The organism is Amycolatopsis sp. w19, assembly GCF_051373225.1.
Taxonomy (GTDB): Bacteria; Actinomycetota; Actinomycetes; order Mycobacteriales; family Pseudonocardiaceae; genus Amycolatopsis; species Amycolatopsis japonica.
In genome coordinates this window covers 12,630-29,464 of the sequence record NZ_JBPQFM010000030.1, presented here as the reverse complement: position 1 = coordinate 29,464, position 16,835 = coordinate 12,630, and the positions used below count along the sequence as shown (strand labels likewise).

19 protein-coding genes are annotated in these 16,835 nt (G+C 69.5%); 10 read left to right on the top strand and 9 right to left on the bottom strand.

Annotated features, from left to right (window positions below; all coding sequences use genetic code 11):
- The first annotated feature begins 129 nt into the window (after nt 1–129).
- Nucleotides 130–318 (top strand): hypothetical protein, encoded by a 189-nt coding sequence (locus ACSMFO_RS36190; RefSeq protein ID WP_016336059.1) that lies wholly within the window; start codon nt 130–132, stop codon nt 316–318.
- A gap of 87 nt (nt 319–405) precedes the next feature.
- Here the strand turns inward: ACSMFO_RS36190 and ACSMFO_RS36185 are convergent, their stop codons facing one another.
- Entirely contained in the window at nt 406–783 is a 378-nt protein-coding gene (locus ACSMFO_RS36185; protein ID WP_005164197.1) for a HesB/IscA family protein, read from the bottom strand.
- A gap of 143 nt (nt 784–926) precedes the next feature.
- On the opposite strand from ACSMFO_RS36185, the gene ACSMFO_RS36180 reads away from it, so the two are divergent.
- Entirely contained in the window at nt 927–1,583 is a 657-nt protein-coding gene (locus tag ACSMFO_RS36180) for a DUF3043 domain-containing protein (protein ID WP_038510163.1), read from the top strand.
- 226 nt (nt 1,584–1,809) lie between these two features.
- A complete protein-coding gene (locus ACSMFO_RS36175) occupies nt 1,810–2,799 on the top strand; it encodes an aldo/keto reductase family protein (RefSeq protein WP_037344716.1) in 990 nt (329 codons plus the stop codon).
- A gap of 67 nt (nt 2,800–2,866) precedes the next feature.
- Here the strand turns inward: ACSMFO_RS36175 and ACSMFO_RS36170 are convergent, their stop codons facing one another.
- The 3 genes from ACSMFO_RS36170 to ACSMFO_RS36160 are packed head-to-tail and all read right to left on the bottom strand — an operon-like array spanning nt 2,867 to nt 4,684.
- The gene (locus ACSMFO_RS36170) at nt 2,867–3,094 is read right to left on the bottom strand and encodes a hypothetical protein (RefSeq protein ID WP_016336063.1); all 228 of its coding nucleotides are present in this window, start codon (nt 3,092–3,094) and stop codon (nt 2,867–2,869) included.
- The gene (locus ACSMFO_RS36165) at nt 3,087–3,938 is read right to left on the bottom strand and encodes a phosphoribosylaminoimidazolesuccinocarboxamide synthase (protein ID WP_436462086.1); all 852 of its coding nucleotides are present in this window, start codon (nt 3,936–3,938) and stop codon (nt 3,087–3,089) included. Before ACSMFO_RS36165 ends, ACSMFO_RS36170 begins: the two co-directional genes overlap by 8 nt.
- Nucleotides 3,935–4,684 carry a GntR family transcriptional regulator gene (locus tag ACSMFO_RS36160; RefSeq protein WP_037344711.1) on the bottom strand — a complete coding sequence of 250 codons (750 nt, stop codon included), beginning with the start codon at nt 4,682–4,684 and terminating at the stop codon, nt 3,935–3,937. The genes ACSMFO_RS36165 and ACSMFO_RS36160 overlap by 4 nt, the downstream gene beginning before the upstream one ends.
- Before the next feature lie 170 nt (nt 4,685–4,854).
- Here ACSMFO_RS36160 and ACSMFO_RS36155 point away from each other — a divergent pair, with 170 nt between their 5' ends.
- A complete protein-coding gene (locus tag ACSMFO_RS36155) occupies nt 4,855–5,259 on the top strand; it encodes a hypothetical protein (protein ID WP_037344708.1) in 405 nt (134 codons plus the stop codon).
- On the opposite strand, the gene ACSMFO_RS36150 is transcribed toward ACSMFO_RS36155, so the two are convergent.
- Nucleotides 5,256–5,924, bottom strand: a complete 669-nt coding sequence (locus tag ACSMFO_RS36150; protein ID WP_038510150.1) for an IspD/TarI family cytidylyltransferase — start codon at nt 5,922–5,924, stop codon at nt 5,256–5,258. The two genes, ACSMFO_RS36155 and ACSMFO_RS36150, sit on opposite strands and share 4 nt — an antisense overlap.
- 93 nt (nt 5,925–6,017) lie before the next feature.
- Between ACSMFO_RS36150 and cobT the strand changes: the two genes are divergently transcribed.
- Nucleotides 6,018–7,094, top strand: coding sequence for a nicotinate-nucleotide--dimethylbenzimidazole phosphoribosyltransferase (cobT, locus tag ACSMFO_RS36145; protein WP_436462085.1), 1,077 nt, complete (start codon nt 6,018–6,020; stop codon nt 7,092–7,094).
- A 96-nt stretch (nt 7,095–7,190) separates the two neighbouring features.
- On the opposite strand, the gene ACSMFO_RS36140 is transcribed toward cobT, so the two are convergent.
- Nucleotides 7,191–8,294, bottom strand: coding sequence for a branched-chain amino acid aminotransferase (locus ACSMFO_RS36140; RefSeq protein ID WP_436462084.1), 1,104 nt, complete (start codon nt 8,292–8,294; stop codon nt 7,191–7,193).
- A 117-nt stretch (nt 8,295–8,411) separates the two neighbouring features.
- Here ACSMFO_RS36140 and ACSMFO_RS36135 point away from each other — a divergent pair, with 117 nt between their 5' ends.
- A complete protein-coding gene (locus ACSMFO_RS36135; RefSeq protein ID WP_038510141.1) occupies nt 8,412–8,723 on the top strand; it encodes a hypothetical protein in 312 nt (103 codons plus the stop codon).
- Here the strand turns inward: ACSMFO_RS36135 and ACSMFO_RS36130 are convergent.
- Together ACSMFO_RS36130 and ACSMFO_RS36125 are read right to left on the bottom strand one after the other, a co-directional pair.
- On the bottom strand, nt 8,720–9,346 hold the full coding sequence (locus tag ACSMFO_RS36130; protein ID WP_037344701.1) for a DUF402 domain-containing protein: 627 nt from the start codon (nt 9,344–9,346) through the stop codon (nt 8,720–8,722). The genes ACSMFO_RS36135 and ACSMFO_RS36130 overlap by 4 nt on opposite strands.
- Complete coding sequence (locus ACSMFO_RS36125) at nt 9,339–10,208, bottom strand: hypothetical protein (protein ID WP_436462083.1); 870 nt, start codon at nt 10,206–10,208, stop codon at nt 9,339–9,341. The genes ACSMFO_RS36130 and ACSMFO_RS36125 overlap by 8 nt, the downstream gene beginning before the upstream one ends.
- A 132-nt stretch (nt 10,209–10,340) precedes the next feature.
- Between ACSMFO_RS36125 and ACSMFO_RS36120 the strand changes: the two genes are divergently transcribed.
- Complete coding sequence (locus ACSMFO_RS36120; RefSeq protein ID WP_038510136.1) at nt 10,341–11,843, top strand: leucyl aminopeptidase; 1,503 nt, start codon at nt 10,341–10,343, stop codon at nt 11,841–11,843.
- An 82-nt stretch (nt 11,844–11,925) separates the two neighbouring features.
- On the top strand, nt 11,926–12,909 hold the full coding sequence (locus tag ACSMFO_RS36115; protein ID WP_436462082.1) for an SMI1/KNR4 family protein: 984 nt from the start codon (nt 11,926–11,928) through the stop codon (nt 12,907–12,909).
- 3 nt (nt 12,910–12,912) lie between these two features.
- Here the strand turns inward: ACSMFO_RS36115 and ACSMFO_RS36110 are convergent, their stop codons facing one another.
- The gene (locus ACSMFO_RS36110) at nt 12,913–13,257 is read right to left on the bottom strand and encodes a hypothetical protein (protein ID WP_037345665.1); all 345 of its coding nucleotides are present in this window, start codon (nt 13,255–13,257) and stop codon (nt 12,913–12,915) included.
- A 214-nt stretch (nt 13,258–13,471) separates the two neighbouring features.
- Here ACSMFO_RS36110 and lpdA point away from each other — a divergent pair, with 214 nt between their 5' ends.
- On the top strand, nt 13,472–14,845 hold the full coding sequence (gene lpdA, locus ACSMFO_RS36105; RefSeq protein ID WP_037344695.1) for a dihydrolipoyl dehydrogenase: 1,374 nt from the start codon (nt 13,472–13,474) through the stop codon (nt 14,843–14,845).
- A 56-nt stretch (nt 14,846–14,901) separates the two neighbouring features.
- Nucleotides 14,902–16,668, top strand: coding sequence for a 2-oxoglutarate dehydrogenase, E2 component, dihydrolipoamide succinyltransferase (gene sucB, locus ACSMFO_RS36100; RefSeq protein WP_360097722.1), 1,767 nt, complete (start codon nt 14,902–14,904; stop codon nt 16,666–16,668).
- Nucleotides 16,669–16,835: the final 167 nt, after the last annotated feature.

Genomic DNA, 16,835 nt, shown 5'->3' with positions numbered 1-16,835 from the left:
TTCGGTCGGCCCCGCGGGAGCGAGGACGGCTAAGTTACCCGCAGGTCATGCCCCATACGGGTTGCTTCAGGCACGGCCATCAACACTACCGGTTGGTAGTGGTGTCCGACTCCACGATGAGTCATTAGCTTGTCGTTCGTGACCACTTCCGCGTATCACCTCGAACCGGAATCGATCGGCGAACTCATCGCCGACTGTGCCGGTATCCCGTCGTCCCTCCAGGCCGAGAACATGCCCCTGCCCCGGGAGAGCGCTCCGCCCTGGACCGTGGACGAGCGCTGCCTCGCCCAGGTCGCCGATCTGGACGCCTACGTCTGATCCGCGGCGGCTTCGAAAAGCCGCAAGCATGAAGAAGGGCCGCGACCTGGGTGAGGTTCGCGGCCCTTCTTCATGCCTCGACGCGGATCAGTGGAAGCTGTCGCCGCAGGCGCAGCTGCCCGTCGCGTTGGGGTTGTCGATCGTGAAGCCCTGCTTCTCGATCGAGTCGACGAAGTCGATCACGGCGCTCGACACGTACGGCGCGCTCATCCGGTCGACGGCCACGCGGAGGCCGTCGAAGTCGCGGAAGAGGTCGCCGTCGAGCGTGCGCTCGTCGAAGAACAGCTGGTAGCGCAGGCCGGCGCACCCACCGGGCTGGACGGCGATGCGCAGGTGCATGTCGTCGCGGCCCTCCTGCTCGAGCAGGGCCTTCGCCTTGACGGCGGCGGCGTCGGTCAACGTGACGCCGTGGGTCTCCTCGGCGGTTTCGGCCTGAGCTGCGGCTGCCTGCTCAGCGGTCGTCATGGTTCTCCCTCTGGTCGAACTCGCTGCGGGTACTCGTCTTGCACATGGTCCAACACGTCGGAGTCCCGATCTGTTCCCCTCCATGGTGACATATCGCTCGGCCTGGTGCGTGGCACCGTGACGCCCGCGACTACCCTGGTGAGGTGAGGTTCCTGCGCCGTAGCACCACAGACTCCGCCACGACGGACACCGAGACGCCCGACACCGAGGCCGTCGAGGTCCAGGCCAAGGCGTATACGCCCGGCAAGGGCAAGGCCACGCCCAAGCGGCGTGAGGCCGAAGCCAAGCGCCGCGGCCCGGTGGCTCCCCCGCCGACCACCATGCGGGAGGCGATGAAGCGCAACAAGGAACTCCGCAAGTCCGCGAAAGCCGACCCGGAGTACAAGGCGAAGCAGCGCAACGCCGCCAAGGAACGCCGCGAGCGGATGATGGCGGGCGAGGACAAGTACCTGCTCCCCCGCGACCGCGGCCCCGTCAAGGCGTACATCCGTGACCTGGTCGACTCGCGGCGCAACCTGCTCGGCCTGTTCATGCCGCTGGCGATCCTGGTGTTCGTCGCGCTGATCCTGCCGTACCCCGAGGTCCAGCGGTACGCGACGCTGCTCTGCACCGTGATGCTGCTCGGCATGATCGTCGAAGGCTTCCTCAGCGGGCGCCGGATCGCGAAGATGGTCCGCCTGAAGTTCCCGAACGAGACGGTCAAGGGCACCTCCGTCGGCTGGTACTCCTTCATCCGGGCGAGCCAGATCCGCAAGCTGCGGGTTCCCAAGCCTCGGGTGAGCCCCGGCGACAAGGTCTGAGAACAGTAGGCGGAGCTGCGCCGTATCGGAGAAGGACCGGACGCGTGAACCCGCCCGGCCGAAGGCCCCGCTATCGCGGTGGCAGGGCGCAATCCGCCCGGCGGGACGTGTTCACGCAGGCCGCGCCCTGCCGACGTCGATCGCGGTCGCGGGTTCACCGACTAGCACTGAGCAGGCGAAACCCAGGTCGTTAGCCTGCCTAACGGCCTGGGGTAGAGTCGCGCCCATGGAGTTTCGACGACTGGGCCGCAGCGGCCTCAATGTCAGTGAGATCTCGTACGGCAACTGGCTCACCCACGGGTCCCAGGTGGAAGAGGACCAGGCCCAGGCCTGCATCAAGGCGGCGCTCGACGTCGGCATCACCACCTTCGACACCGCCGATGTTTACGCGAACACGGCCGCCGAATCGGTACTCGGCCGCGGCCTGAAGGGCCTGCGCCGCGAGAGCCTGGAGATCTTCACCAAGGTCTACTGGCCCACCGGCCCCAAGGGCCCGAACGACCAGGGCCTCGGCCGCAAGCACATCATGGAGTCGGCGAACGCCTCGCTGAAGCGCCTCGGCACCGACTACGTCGACCTCTACCAGGCGCACCGGTTCGACCGGACCGTCCCGCTCGAAGAGACGTTCCTCGCCTTCGCCGACCTCGTCCGCCAGGGCAAGGTGCTCTACGTCGGCGTCTCCGAGTGGACCGCCGAGCAGATCACCCAGGGCGCGGCGATCGCGCGCGAGCTCAACGTGCCTCTCATCTCGAACCAGCCGCAGTACAACGCGCTGTGGCGGGTCATCGAGGCGCAGGTCGTCCCGGCCTCCGAGCGTGAGGGGCTCAGCCAGATCGTCTGGTCGCCGATCGCGCAGGGCGTGCTCACCGGCAAGTACAAGCCCGGTCAGCCGCTGCCCGAGGGCTCCCGCGCGACCGACGAGAAGGGCGGCGCCAACATGGTCGCCCGCTTCCTCAACGACGACGTCCTCGAGCGCGTGCAGCGGCTCGAGCCGATCGCGGAGAAGGCGGGCCTGACGATGGCCCAGCTGGCCGTGGCGTGGGTGCTGCAGAACCCGAACGTCGCTTCGGCGATCATCGGCGCCTCGCGGCCGGAGCAGGTGCACGAGAACGTGAAGGCGGCCGGCGTGAAGCTGGACGCGGATCTGCTCGCCGCGATCGACGAGGCCCTCGACGGCGTCACCGAGACCGACCCGACGCTGACCCGCTCCCCCTGATCCCCCGGAACGCATTTAGCCGACTGAACGCGGGCGCTTTTCCCCGCGTTCAGTCGGCTAAATGCTGTCAGTCGCCGTGCACGCGGGACTGGTACGCGATCTGACCGTCGAGGTCCAGCGCGTCACCAGGAGCGCGCAAAGGATCGATTCCCAAGCCCCGCAACAACCTGCTCGCGCCGGCGACCCGGTCACCGGTCCGGCCGTCGAGCCGCACCGGCGCGTGGCCCCGCTGGATCAGCAGGCCCTCGACGTCGTCGATCAGCCGGTACGGGTCGTAGACCTGCTGTTCAGGCATGACCACCACCGGGAATCCAGGTGTTCCCGGTGATCCTTTCGTAGACCTCGGTGTAGCGCTTGCGGGTCGCCTCGACGATCTCGGCCGGGATGGCGGGTCCGGGCGCCGTCTTGTCCCAGCCGGTCGTGGTGGACCAGTCACGGACGAACTGCTTGTCGAACGCGTGCTGCGTCCGGCCCGGCTCGTACTCGTCGGCGGGCCAGAACCGCGACGAGTCCGACGTGAGGACCTCGTCCCCGAGCGTCAGCACGCCGTCGGCGTCGAAACCGAATTCGATCTTGGTGTCGGCGATGATGATGCCGTTCTTCGCCGCGTGCTCCGCACCCTTGGTATAGACCTCGAGCGTCAGCTCGCGGATGCGGTCCGCGGTCTCCCGGCCGATCTCGTTCACGACGTCGGCGAAGGTCATGAACTCGTCGTGACCGGTGTCGGAGATCTTCGTCGTGGGCGTGAAGATCGGCTCGGGCAGCTTGTCCGCCTCGACCAGACCGGCGGGCAGCTCGACACCGGAAACCTTGCCGTCGCGCTGGTATTCGCGCATCCCGAGACCGGTGAGGTAGCCGCGCGCGATGCACTCGACCTGGATCATCTTCAGCGGCTTGCAGCGCATGGCGCGGCCGGCGAATTCGGCGGGCACGTCGGTCGTGGAAACGACGTGGTTCGGCACCACGTCGGCCATCTTTTCGAACCACCAGGCGGAAAGCTGGTTCAGCAGCGCGCCCTTGTCCGGGATCGGGGTCGGCAGCGAGACGTCGTAGACCGAAACGCGATCCGACGCGACGAGCAGAATGTCGCCGTCGATTTCGTAAAGGTCCCGGACCTTACCCGCGTGAATGTGCTTCATGCCCCGTCCTCGATGTTGTATTCGTAGAAAATCCAGTGGTCCGGCAAGGCCGCCGATTCGCCGTACTCGAGTACGTCGCCCTCGGCGGACAAGAACCTGTTGCGACTCAACAGAATCGCCGAACCTTCGGCCACGCCGAGTTCCGCCGCCTCCTCGGCACCCGCCAGCCCCGCGGCGTGCTGAGAATGAGTCGCGGTCAGTACCCGGCCCGTCCGGTCCGCCACGTATTTGACCGTGCCTTCGACGATCCGCACCGGCTCGAACAGCAAAGGCGCCTTCGACGCGACTGCGCCGTCGAACCACGAAACCGACGTCGACACCGGCCTGCCTTCGGCCGCGTACGTGGTCCTTCGCCGCCGGATCACCGGAGCACCTTCATCGATTCCGAGCGCGCCCGCCACCCTGTCCGGTGCCGGCAGGAGGCCCGCTTCGCGGATTTTCGCGTAGTGGCCAGGCGGATAGACCTTGCCGGTTCGCGCGATCGAGATCGTCCGATCGTGCGCGGACCGATGCAGCGCCCTGGTCTGCACCACTGTCCCGATCCCGCGTACCGCGCGGACCAGACCCTCGGCGCGAAGTGTCGAAAGCACCTTCATCGCCGTCGCCATCGCGACGTTCCAGTTCCTGGCGATCTCGCGCGCGGACGGAACCGCGTCGCCTTCCTTGAGCCTGCCCGAAACGATGTCGTCGCGAATGTTCCCCGCGATCTGGAGATACGGCGGTTCGGGTCGATCGACGGCGGGCAAGGTGACTCCTCACAAGGTCGCGCGGTGCGCACAAGCGTTCTAGCACACCAATGGGCGAGCACCAAGGATCCTGCTCACACCCCATTATTACGTACTAGTACACATTCTGGACGGTGCTCTAGTACACCTGTTACTCTCCGAGAAGTTCCCGAAACCCGTTGGGGGGCTCGATGAACCATCTGAGCATCGACGAACTGCTCGAAGAGCTTCGAAGACGCCGGTGGGTCGTCTACATCTTCGGCCCCCGGGAGGAGCCGGAGGTCTGTGCCGCGGTGTTCCAGTGGGACACCTGCGCCGACGTCCTCATCCTCCGCGGGGAAGAACGGGCGAGCGCCTTCCGCGTCACCACGGTCGCCGACACCGACGTCTTCCGGCCGGCGCTCGTGTCCTGGCAGTACCACTCGACGGCCGACTGGACCCTGCGCGCCGTGCTCACCATTCCGCCGCCCGGCGACACCGCAGCGCCGATCCAGCTGCTGCAACCACATCCGGACTGCGTGATCCCGATGGAGGCGCGACGGCCGGTCACCGTCCTGCCCGCCATACCGACCAAGGCCGACCAGGGAGATCCCTAACCTCGGCCGATCACCTGCTCGGCGACAACGAGGTCGTGCGGGTAGGTGATCTTGAGGTTCTCCGCGCTGCCCGGAACCCACCGCACCGGCAGCGCGGAGAACCTTTCCATGCACGAAGACGTGTCCGTGCCGACGAAACCCTCACGCTCGGCCGTTTCGTACGCCTCGAGCAACGGGGCGGCGCGGAAACCCTGCGGTGTCTGCACCCTGATCGCCCCGGGCAGCGCACCGGAAACGGTGTCGCCGTCGACGCGCACGATGTCGTCCGCCGCGACGCCGGGCACCACTCCCCCATGGCGCCGCGTGCCGTCGAGGACGTCCGCGATCAGTTCCGGGGTGACGAGCGGGCGGGCCGCGTCGTGCAGCAGTACCGCGTCGATCTCACCGCTCTCGATGCGGGAAGCCATGTGGCGCAAGGCGTTCAGCTCCGAACCCTGCCGTGTCGCGCCGCCGTGGACGAGTTCGACCTCGCCCGGATGCGCGGCGAGCACCTCGTGCGCGAGTTCGGTGTCCTGCGGCCGGATGACCAGCACGAGCACGTCGATTCCGGGCACGCGCGCGAAGGCGTCGAGCGACCACGCGACGACCCGTTTGCCCGCCACCGGCAGATAGACCTTGTTGAGCTTCGCGCCGACCCGGGTACCCGCTCCGCTCGCGAGCACCACCCCGGCGGCCTTCGTCTGAGCCACAGGCAACTCTGGCACAGCCGGGTGGGTAGGTTGGGCCCGGCCACCAAAGCGATCCGAAGGGGCAGGGCGTTGGACTACGAAAACCTCGAGTTCGCCGAAGTCGAGCAGCCTGATGAACACGCGCGTTCGGCGGCGATCGCCCTGCACACGAAGCTGATCAAACCGGCCGGTTCGCTGGGCAGGCTCGAAGAACTGGGCGTCTGGGTCGCGGCCTGCCAGGGCCAGTCGCCGCCGCGGCCGTTCACGCGGCCGCGGGTCGTGGTCTTCGCCGGGGACCACGGTGTCGCCGCGAAGGGCGTCTCTGCTTATCCGGGTGAGGTCACCGCGCAACTCGTCGGAAGCATGCTGACCGGTGGCGCGGCCATCAACGTCCTGGCCGCCTCGGCGGGCGCGAGCGTCCGGGTCGTCGACATGGCCGTCGACAGCGAGGCCCCCGCGACGCGGTCGATCGGCGAGTTCAAGGTGCGGCGCGGATCCGGCTCGATCGACGTCGAAGACGCGCTGACCGACGAAGAGGCGCATGCCGCGGTCCGCGCGGGCCGGGCGATCGCCGACGCCGAGGTCGACGGCGGGGCCGACCTGCTCATCGCGGGCGACCTCGGGATCGGGAACAGCACCCCGGCCTCGGTACTGGTCGCGGCGCTGACCGGGAGCGAACCGGTGGCCGTCGTCGGCCGCGGTTCCGGTATCGACGACAACGCCTGGATGCGCAAGGCCGCGGCGGTCCGTGACGCGCTGCGGCGGGCGAGGACCGTGCTGGCCGACCCGGTCGCGCTGCTGCGCACCGCCGCCGGCGCGGACATCGCCGCGATGGCGGGTTTCCTCGCGCAGGCCTCGCTGCGGAAGACGCCGGTGATCCTGGACGGCCTGGTCGCCTCCGCGGCCGCGCTGGTCGCCGAGGAACTCGTCCCGGGCGCGCGGCAGTGGTGGACCGCGGGCCAGCGCGGCGGCGAACCCGCGCATGCGCTGGCACTGGAACACCTCGACCTGGAGCCGATCCTGGACCTGGACGTACGCCTCGGCGAGGGAACGGGTGCCGTCGTGGCGCTGCCGCTGGTGTTCATGGCGACGCGGGTGCTCGCGGAGATGGCCACCCACGAGCAGGCCGGGGTCAGCGGGCCGCTGATCGAAACCCCTTCCGCCTGACCCCACGCCGCATTTAGTCCTCTAAATGCGTAAGTCCGTGAAGGCCCCCTTCCCTACGCTCAAGGTAGGGAAGGGGGCCTTCACGGACTTGGGGCGCTAGCCCAGCGGGTACATCCAGCCTTCCGGAGCCTGCCGGGTGCCCTCCTGGATCCCGGTCAGCGCGCCGCGCAGCTTCATCGTCAGCTCGCCGGGCTGCCCGCCCGCGACGGAGAACTCGCCGCCCGCGTGCTTCACGTGCCCGACCGGCGTGATGACCGCCGCGGTCCCGCAGGCGAACACCTCGGTCAGCTCACCCGAAGCCGCCGCCTTCTCCCACTCCTCGGTGGAGATGCGCCGCTCCTCGACGTGGTGCCCGAAGGACTTCGCCAGCTCCAGCAGCGACTTGCGGGTCACGCCCGGCAGCAGCGAGCCGGTCAGTTCCGGGGTCACGACGCGGGCTTCGTCACCGGAGCCGAAGACGAAGAACAGGTTCATCCCGCCCATCTCCTCGACCCAGTGCCGCTCGACCGCGTCGAGCCACACGACCTGGTCGCAGCCCTTCTCCACGGCCTGCGCCTGCGCGACGAAGGACGCCGCGTAGTTGCCCGCGCATTTCGCCTCGCCGGTGCCGCCGGGGACGGCGCGCACGTACTCGGTCGAGAGCCACACGCTCACCGGCTTCACGCCGCCGGAGAAGTACGAACCCGCGGGCGAGCCGATCAGCGCGTAGAGGTACTCGTTCGCGGGCCGGTTGACGCCGAGCCCGGCCTCGGTGGAGATCATGAACGGCCGCAGGTACAGCGACTCGCCCGGCTTCGTCGGCACCCAGCGGCTGTCGACCGCGACGAGCTCGCGGATCGAGTCGAGGAAGGTCTCCACCGGCAGCTGCGGCATGGCGAGGCGCTCGGCAGAGTTACGGAAGCGGATCGCGTTCGCGTCGGGGCGGAACGCCGCGATCGTGCCGTCGGGCTGGCGGTACGCTTTGAGGCCTTCGAAGATCGCCTGGCCGTAGTGCAGCACGGAGGTGGCCGGGTCGAGCGAGAAGGGCGCGTACGGCCCGACCGTCGCGTCGTGCCAGCCCTGCTCGGCACTCCATTTCACGGTCACCATGTGGTCGGTGAAGTGCAACCCGAAACCGGGTGCGGCCAATACGTCCGCGACGCGTTCCGGGCTCGCGGGGCTCGGGTGCGGGAGGTGGTTGAACTGCGTCGAGGTCGTCATGCCTAAGACGATAACGCTTGGTCGGACCCACGTTAGTCGGACGTCCGCATATCTTTACCTCCCTCGTTCTGTCCGTCACGACGAACACGCGAGGGGTCGCGCCCCTAGGATGGCGGCGTGACGTACAACCAGATGCAGCCCGCTCACCCGGCCGCTCCCGCCGCTCCCGGCAAGGGGGCCGACGTCAAGACCTTCGTGACGGCCGTGCTGCTCACCTTCGGCACCGGCGTGCTGATGATGGACGGCTGGGCCCTGCTCGACAGCGGCTTCGGCGCGTTCCTCGGCCTGATCGCCGGGTTCTTCGGCATCTTCTGGTGGAAGCACATCCACGGCAAGGTGTTCCCGCGTGAGCTGTCCACCAAGTCGGTGGTCGTCCTCACGGTGATCAACGTCGTGCTGGTGCTGCTCCTGCTTCTGCAGGTGAGCTAGAGCAACCCGTCGGGGAGGCCGGGCGCGGGCCAGTCCGGGTCGGGCCGGAAGTCGGTCCACGTCCCGTCGAAGGGGAACCGCCCGGCGTCCGCGAGCGCCCCGATCCGCTCGCCCTCGGCGCGCAGGCGTTCGAGCTGACCCGCGGTGATGCGCCCCGCGAGGACGGCCTCCTCGGCCTCGTCCTCGTCCTTCCACTGCCAGCGTCCGCCGGGCTCCACGGCGACGTCGAGGATGCCGTCGATCCGGTCGGGACCGGACGGCGTGCGCCCCAGCGGGACCTCGAGGTTGACGTACCAGTTCAGGAAGTGGCCGTCGGCGTCGAAGAACCACCAGACCGACGACCATTCGTCGTCGGCGATGCGGCGCAGCGTCGACGTGTCGCGCCAGAAATCGGCCACGCGCACCCTCGGCACCCGGAACCGCTCTTCCAAGGGCGCTTCACGGAAAAGCCGTCCGTCGGCGAGCCTGCTGCCGACGATCGGGGTGTCCGCGGGCAGCCAGCCGAGCAGCACGGTGCCGTCGTCGGCGATGACGCGCAGCGGGTGGTGCTGGCCGATCGAGCCGTCCGGTCGCAGGAAGCGTTCGACGACCGTGTCGCCCGGGGTCCAGAGAGGATCATGCACGCCTTGAACGGTCACTCTTCGAACGGTACCGACGGGCGCGGACCCGCAGAACCAGTTCGGCGAGCGTTCCCACTCCCGCGAGCGCGAGGGCCACGACCGGCCCAGCGAAGAAGGCGGCGACGGCCACGATCAGTCCACAAGCGAGTGTCGCCTTCGGACGTTCCGGGGAAAGCCGTTCCCTGCCCTCGGTGAAGGCGTCGACCGCGACGGGGACGGTCGCCACGGCGGCCACCACGGTCAGCACCGGCAACAGCGAGACCGCGTCGGCCGCGGCGAGGAGCTCGCGGAACGAGGTCGCCGAAAGCCCCAGCCGGATCGGTCCCAGCTGGTAGAGGGCGACGGCCGTGATCGCGACGGCCACCGCGCCCACCGCGGCGGCCCGGCCGGCGCCGGGGCGGCGGGGCAGCAGGAACGGCAGCAGTACCAGCACGGCGAGGCCGAGACCGGGTACGGACGGCGGATCCGGCGCGATGAACTGCGCCAGCGGCGGGATGCCCACGCAGATCGCGATCAGCGACGCGGCGGCGGCCAGCGACAGCCCGGTGACCCAGCGGGCGGCGTGGTCGCCGAGACGGACTCCGGCCAGGTCGGCGCCGGTCACCACGACGGCGAACACCGCGGCCGCGGCTCCCGGCGCGGACGGGAACAGGTACTGCCCGAACGTCGTCGCGAAGACCAGGACCAAGCCCAGCCTGGAAACGGAGCCCGCGATCCGCTCGGGCCGGGTGTCGCCCAGCGGCGGCAGCAACGCCTCCGCGGCGACGGCTAGGACAGCCGCGACGACGACCGCGACGAGTACCCAGTAGTCCGCTCCAGAGGTGCCCACCGCCAGGGCGATGAGCAGACCGCCAGCCAGTCGCACGCCGTCGCCCTTCCAGTTCGTCCAGTCACCTGCTCGGCCCCGCTGTTCCCCCAGGTCCCACTGTCATTAGCATGGCTCACGATCCAACCGGGCGGCCGCCCGGTACCACCGCGAACGCGCGAGGAGCCAGAAGTGACCGTGCCGAAGCTTGCCCTGACCGAGAACGCCGAAGCGGCGCTTGCCAAGACGCGCGCCGACGTCGTCGTGATCGGCGCCCTGCAGGGTGAGGACGGTCTGGCTCTCGCCGCCGGTTCCTCCGTCGCCGACGCCGCCTTCGACGGCAAGCTCGCCGAGGTCCTCGGCACCCTCGGCGCCTCCGGCAAGGCCGACGAGGTCGTCAAGGTGCCGACGCTGGGCAAGCTGTCCGCCGGTGTCGTGCTGGCCGTCGGCCTCGGCAAGGCGGGCGCGGACGGCGTCACCGCCGAGCAGGTCCGCCGGGCCGCCGGTGCCGCCGCGCGGGCGCTGAGCGGGACCGACCGCGCGTTCGTCACGCTGTCGGCGATCGACCTCCAGGCCGCCGTCGAGGGCACCGTGCTCGGTGCCTACAACTTCACCGAGTACCGCTCCGAGAAGGGCGACGGCCCGGTCGCGAAGGTCGACTTCGTGAGCCCCGAAGAGGGCACCGCCAAGGACCACAAGGCGACGCTGAAGGCCGCCACCCTGATCGCCGAGTCGGTCATCATCGCCCGCGACCTGATCAACACCCCGCCGAACGACCTGTTCCCGGCCTCCTTCGCCGACCGCGCGAAGACCCTGGCCGAGGCGAACAACCTCGACTTCGAGGTCCTCGACGAGAAGGCGTTGAAGCGCAAGGGCTTCGGCGGCATCCTCGGCGTCGGCGGCGGTTCGTCGCGGCAGCCGCGCCTGCTGCGCATCGCCTACAAGCCCGCGAAGGCGTCGAAGAAGGTCGCGCTGGTCGGCAAGGGCATCACCTTCGACTCGGGCGGCATCTCGATCAAGCCCGCCGCGAACATGGACCACATGACCTCGGACATGTCGGGCGCGGCCGCCGTGCTCGCCTCCGTGGTGCTGGCCGCGAAGCTGAAGTACCCGCTCGAGGTCGTCGCGCACATCCCGCTGGCGGAGAACCTGCCCTCGGCCACCTCGTACCGGCCGGGCGACGTGCTCAGCATGTACGGCGGCAAGACCGTCGAGGTGCTCAACACCGACGCCGAAGGCCGTCTCGTGCTGGCCGACGCGATCGTGCGCGCGGGCGAGGAGAACCCCGACTACCTGATCGAGACCTCGACGCTGACCGGCGCGCAGGTCGTCGCGCTCGGCAACCGCACCGCGGGCGTCATGGGCTCGGACGAGTTCCGCGACCGGATCGCTTCGATCGCGCAGGCCACCGGTGAGGGCGGCTGGGCCATGCCGCTGCCGGAGGAGCTGCGCGCCGACCTCGACTCGCGTCTCGCCGACCTGGCCAACGTCACCGGGCACCGCTGGGGCGGCATGCTCGCGGCGGGCATCTTCCTGCGCGAGTTCGTCACCGAGGGCCTGCCCTGGGCGCACATCGACATCGCGGGCCCGTCGTTCAACACCGCCGGCGCGTGGGGCTACACCGGCAAGGGAGGCACCGGCGTCCCGGTCCGCACCATCGCCGCCGTCCTCGCGGACATCGCCGCGAACGGCTGATCCTTTCGCGCGTGAAGGCCTCCTTCCCTCGGCTGAGCCGAGGGAAGGAGGCCTTCACGCGCTTTATGGCAAGGTCGGTGCCGTGGACAGGGACGCGTATCTCGAAGGCGCGATCAGGGACGTGCTCAGCGGAGACGACGCGACGCTCGACGACCGGATCGCGCACGCGGCGCTGCTGTTCGCCGCGTCCGGGGCGATGGCGGACGCCGACCGGCTGGTCACGCACTGGCACGCGCTCACCGAACGCCCGATCACGACGCTGATCCCCGGCGCCGTGCAGGCCCGCGCGTGGGCGATGTTCTTCGAAGCGCGGGGAGCGCACCCGGACTGGGCCGCGGCGATGATCCCGCTCGATCTCGACGCCGAGGAACGCGCGCACGACGACCACCTCGCCCGGCGCGTGTCCGATCTCGACGGTCTGCTCGGCGGCTCCCCGATCGGCGAGGCCGTCTCGCATCTCGGGCCGTCGCGGCCGGATCGGTTGCGTGAGGCCGTCGCGCGAGGCGATCTGGACGGCTGGGCCGAGATCGCGTCGCGACAGGGCCGCCCCGACGTCGCCGTGCTCGCCGCGACCCGGCGCCTCGCGCCGCGACTCGCCGCGGGCGCGGACCCGCTCGGGCTCGGCGACTGGACGGAACTGTGCGCCGGGGCTCTGGTCGCGGCGCTGTACGAGCGCTACCCGCCCGACACCGGCTCCTGGCGCGAAATGATCGGGGGCATCCTCCGGCTGCGCGGCGGAGGGACCGCTCCCCCGGCGGCGTCGCTCCGCACCATCGACGCGGCCGAGGCACGGCTCGGGCTCCGGCTGCCCGACGACTACCGCGAATTCCTCCTGACCTGCGACGGCCTGCCCGCGGACGTCGTCTTCCCCCGGCTGCTCGGGACGGCGGAACTGCGCGCGGAAGGCGGCGTCGTGGTGATCTCGGAACCGGCCGTCGTGCTGCTGACGGCCGCGGGCGAGCAGTGGCGGACGGTCGAGATCGACCCGGCGCTGGGCACGACGGTGCATCCGACGTTCCGGGCGCTGCTGGAACGGCACTTGCTCCTTTTGGCGCAATCCGCGTGAGGCTCAGGCTTCGCCGCGCTTCTTCCGCTCGGTGTACTCCCGCATCCGCTTCGGGTAGCCGACCCGCGCCACCTCGTACACGGGGATCGACCGTTTGTGACCGAACTGCTGCGCCGCGTCCAGGCTCTCGATCCGGCGCCGGGTCCACTCACCGTCATGGGCGATGAGGACGACCGTGGTCTCGGTGACGTTGGTCTTCGGCTCCACGTACGCCTCGACACCGGTCCGTGACGACGCCCAGTCCTCAAGATGCTTGAAGTCGTTTGACGAGGCTTTCCGCAGCGTACCGGGCTTTTGCCCGCCCTTAGAGCGCCGGCGCAGCGAGTCGAACAGACCCACTCCGACCACCTCACTTCCCATTCGCGTCCGATGTCCATTATCCCGACGCGGGCGTGTGCTCAGCGTGGCGGTCCGCGTGGACCGTGTCCCGTGGGTCACAGCACGCGGCCTAGGTCGCAGCCTCTCCACACGTAGTGACAAGATGGCAAGTGTCCGCGCGCGCGTATACCGCGCGGAGCGGCGCCAGAGCACCACCCCTACCGCTTGCCGAGGAGTTATTGAAGTGACCGACACCTCCGCCGACCTTGTGATCCTGGGTGGCGGATCGGGCGGCTACGCCGCCGCGTTCCGCGCGGCCGAGCTGGGCCTTTCCGTCACCCTGATCGAAAAGGACAAGCTTGGCGGGACGTGCCTCCACCGAGGCTGCATCCCGACCAAGGCCCTCCTGCACGCGGCGGAGGTCGCCGACGAGACCCGCGACGCCGAGACCTTCGGTGTGAAGGCCGTGCTGGAAGGCATCGACATCGCCGGCGTCAACAAGTACAAGGACGGGATCATCTCGCGCCTGTACAAGGGCCTCCAGGGCCTGGCCAAGGCGCACAAGGTGAACCTCGTCGAGGGCACCGGGACGTTCGTCGGCGGCACGACCGTCGAGGTCGACGGCACCCGCTACACCGGCAAGAACGTCATCCTCGCCACCGGTTCGTACTCGAGGACGCTGCCGGGCCTGGAGCTGGGCGGGCGCATCATCGCCAGCGAGCAGGCCCTTTCGCTGGACTACATCCCGAAGAAGGCCATCGTCCTCGGCGGTGGTGTCATCGGTGTCGAATTCGCGTCCGTCTGGGCGTCCTTCGGCGTCGACGTCACCATCGTGGAGGCGCTGCCCCGCCTGGTCCCGAACGAGGACGAGTACGCGTCCAAGCAGCTCGAGCGCGCTTTCCGCCGCCGCAAGATCGCCTTCAAGACCGGCGTGCGGTTCACCGGCGCCAAGCAGGACGACAACGGCGTCAGCGTGTCGCTGGAGTCCGGCGAGACGCTCGAAGCCGACCTGCTCCTGGTCGCCGTGGGCCGCGGCCCGAACTCGGCCGGGCACGGGTACGAGGAGGCCGGCGTCAAGATGGAGCGCGGCTTCGTCCTCACCGACGACCGCCTGCGCACCAACCTGCCGAACGTCTACGCCGTCGGTGACATCGTCCCCGGCCTGCAGCTCGCGCACCGCGGGTTCCAGCAGGGCATCTTCGTCGCGGAAGAGATCGCCGGCCAGGAGCCGCGCGTGATCGACGAGAGCGGCATCCCGCGCGTCACCTACTCGCACCCCGAGGTCGCTTCGGTCGGCCTGACCGAGTCGCAGGCGAAGGAGAAGTACGGCTCCGACGTCACCACCTTCACCTACGACCTCGGCGGCAACGGCAAGAGCCAGATCCTCAAGACCTCCGGTGGGGTCAAGCTGATCAAGGCTCCGGACGGCCCGGTCGTCGGCGTGCACATGGTGGGCGACCGCGTCGGCGAGCTGATCGGCGAAGCGCAGCTGATCTACAGCTGGGAGGCCTTCCCCGAGGACGTCGCCCCGCTCATCCACGCGCACCCCACGCAGACCGAGGCCCTCGGTGAAGCGTTCCTCGCCCTGGCGGGCAAGCCGCTGCACGTCCACAGCTGACGTCTCACCGTCGAAGAACCAGACCAAGCAAGACATATCAAGGGAGTCAGCGAACGATGGCCTACTCCGTCACGTTGCCGGAGCTCGGTGAGAGCGTCACCGAGGGCACCGTCACCCGGTGGTTGAAGCAGGAGGGCGACACCGTCGAGGTCGACGAGCCGTTGCTCGAGATCTCCACGGACAAGGTCGACACCGAGGTCCCGTCCCCGGTCGCCGGCAAGGTCGTGAAGATCAGCGCTCAGGAAGACGAGACCGTCGAGGTCGGCGGCGAGCTCGCCGTCATCGACGACGGGACCGGCGGCGTGCCGGAGTCCTCCGGTTCGGCCGAGCCGGCCGCCGAAGAGGCGCAGCCGGAGCCCGAGCCGGAGCCCGCTCAGGAAGAGGCCTCCGCGCCGTCCCAGCCGGACACCGCGCCGGCTTCGGGCGGCGAAGGCACCGAGGTGAAGCTGCCCGAGCTGGGCGAGAGCGTCACCGAGGGCACCGTCACCCGGTGGCTCAAGCAGGTCGGCGAGAGCGTCGAGGTCGACGAGCCGCTGCTCGAGATCTCCACGGACAAGGTCGACACCGAGGTCCCGTCCCCGGTCGCCGGCACCGTGCTGGAGATCCGCGCCGGTGAGGACGAGACCGTCGAGGTCGGCGGTGTGCTCGCGGTGATCGGTGCCGCCGGTTCCGCCCCGGCCCCCAAGGCCGAGCCGAAGCCGGAACCCAAGCCCGAGCCGAAGCCGGAGCCCAAGCCGGAACCGAAGCCCGAGCCCAAGGCCGAAGCGGCTCCCGCGCCGAAGCCCGCCCCGGCTCCGCAGGCCGCCCCGGCCCCCAAGGCCGAGGCACCGAAGCCGGCGGCGAGCAGCGACAACGGCTCGGACAACGCGCCGTACGTGACGCCGCTCGTCCGCAAGCTCGCATCGGAGCACGGCATCGACCTGTCGTCGCTGTCCGGCAGCGGCGTCGGTGGCCGCATCCGCAAGCAGGACGTGCTCGCGGCCGCCGAGGCCAAGCAGAAGGCCGCCCCGGCTCCGGCCGCGCAGCCCGCTGCCGCCGCCCCGGCCGCCGCCGCCCCGTCGGCTCCGCGCAAGGCCGCGGTTTCGCCGGAGCTCGCGGCTCTGCGCGGCACCGTGCAGAAGGCCAGCCGGATCCGCCAGATCACCGCCACGAAGACCCGCGAGTCGCTGCAGGTTTCCGCGCAGCTCACGCAGGTCCACGAGGTGGACGTCACGAAGATCGCCAAGCTCCGCCAGCGGGCGAAGGCGGCCTTCAAGGAGCGCGAGGGCGTCAACCTGACGTTCCTGCCGTTCTTCGCGAAGGCCACCGTCGAGGCGCTCAAGCAGCACCCGAACGTCAACGCGTCCTACAACGAGGACACGAAGGAGATCACCTACCACGGTGCGGTGCACCTGGGGATCGCGGTGGACACCGAAAAGGGTCTGCTGTCGGTGGTCATCCACGACGCGGGTGAGCTCAGCCTCGCCGGTCTCGCGCACCGCATCGCCGACCTGGCGGGCCGCGCGCGTTCGGGCCAGATCAAGCCGGACGAGCTGTCGGGTGGCACCTTCACGATCACGAACATCGGCTCCAACGGCGCCCTGTTCGACACGCCGATCATCGTGCAGCCGCAGTCCGGCATGCTCGGTACCGGCGCGGTCGTGAAGCGCCCGGTCGTGATCGCGGACGCCGACGGCAACGACACCATCGCCGTCCGGTCGATGGCGTTCCTGCCGCTGACCTACGACCACCGCCTGGTGGACGGGGCCGACGCGGGCCGCTTCGTCACGACGATCAAGCAGCGTCTGGAAGAGGGCAACTTCGAGGACGAGCTCGGTCTCTGATCCTCCGGTAGTCCGTGAAGGCCCTCGTCCCGCTTCGGCGGGGCGAGGGCCTTCGCCTTTCCCTCCCCTTCTCCCTTCCCCTCCCGCATTTCGTCCTCTGAATGCGGTCGTTGGCATGACGAACTACCGCATTCAGAGGACGAAATGCGGGGGTTTGACAGCCACCT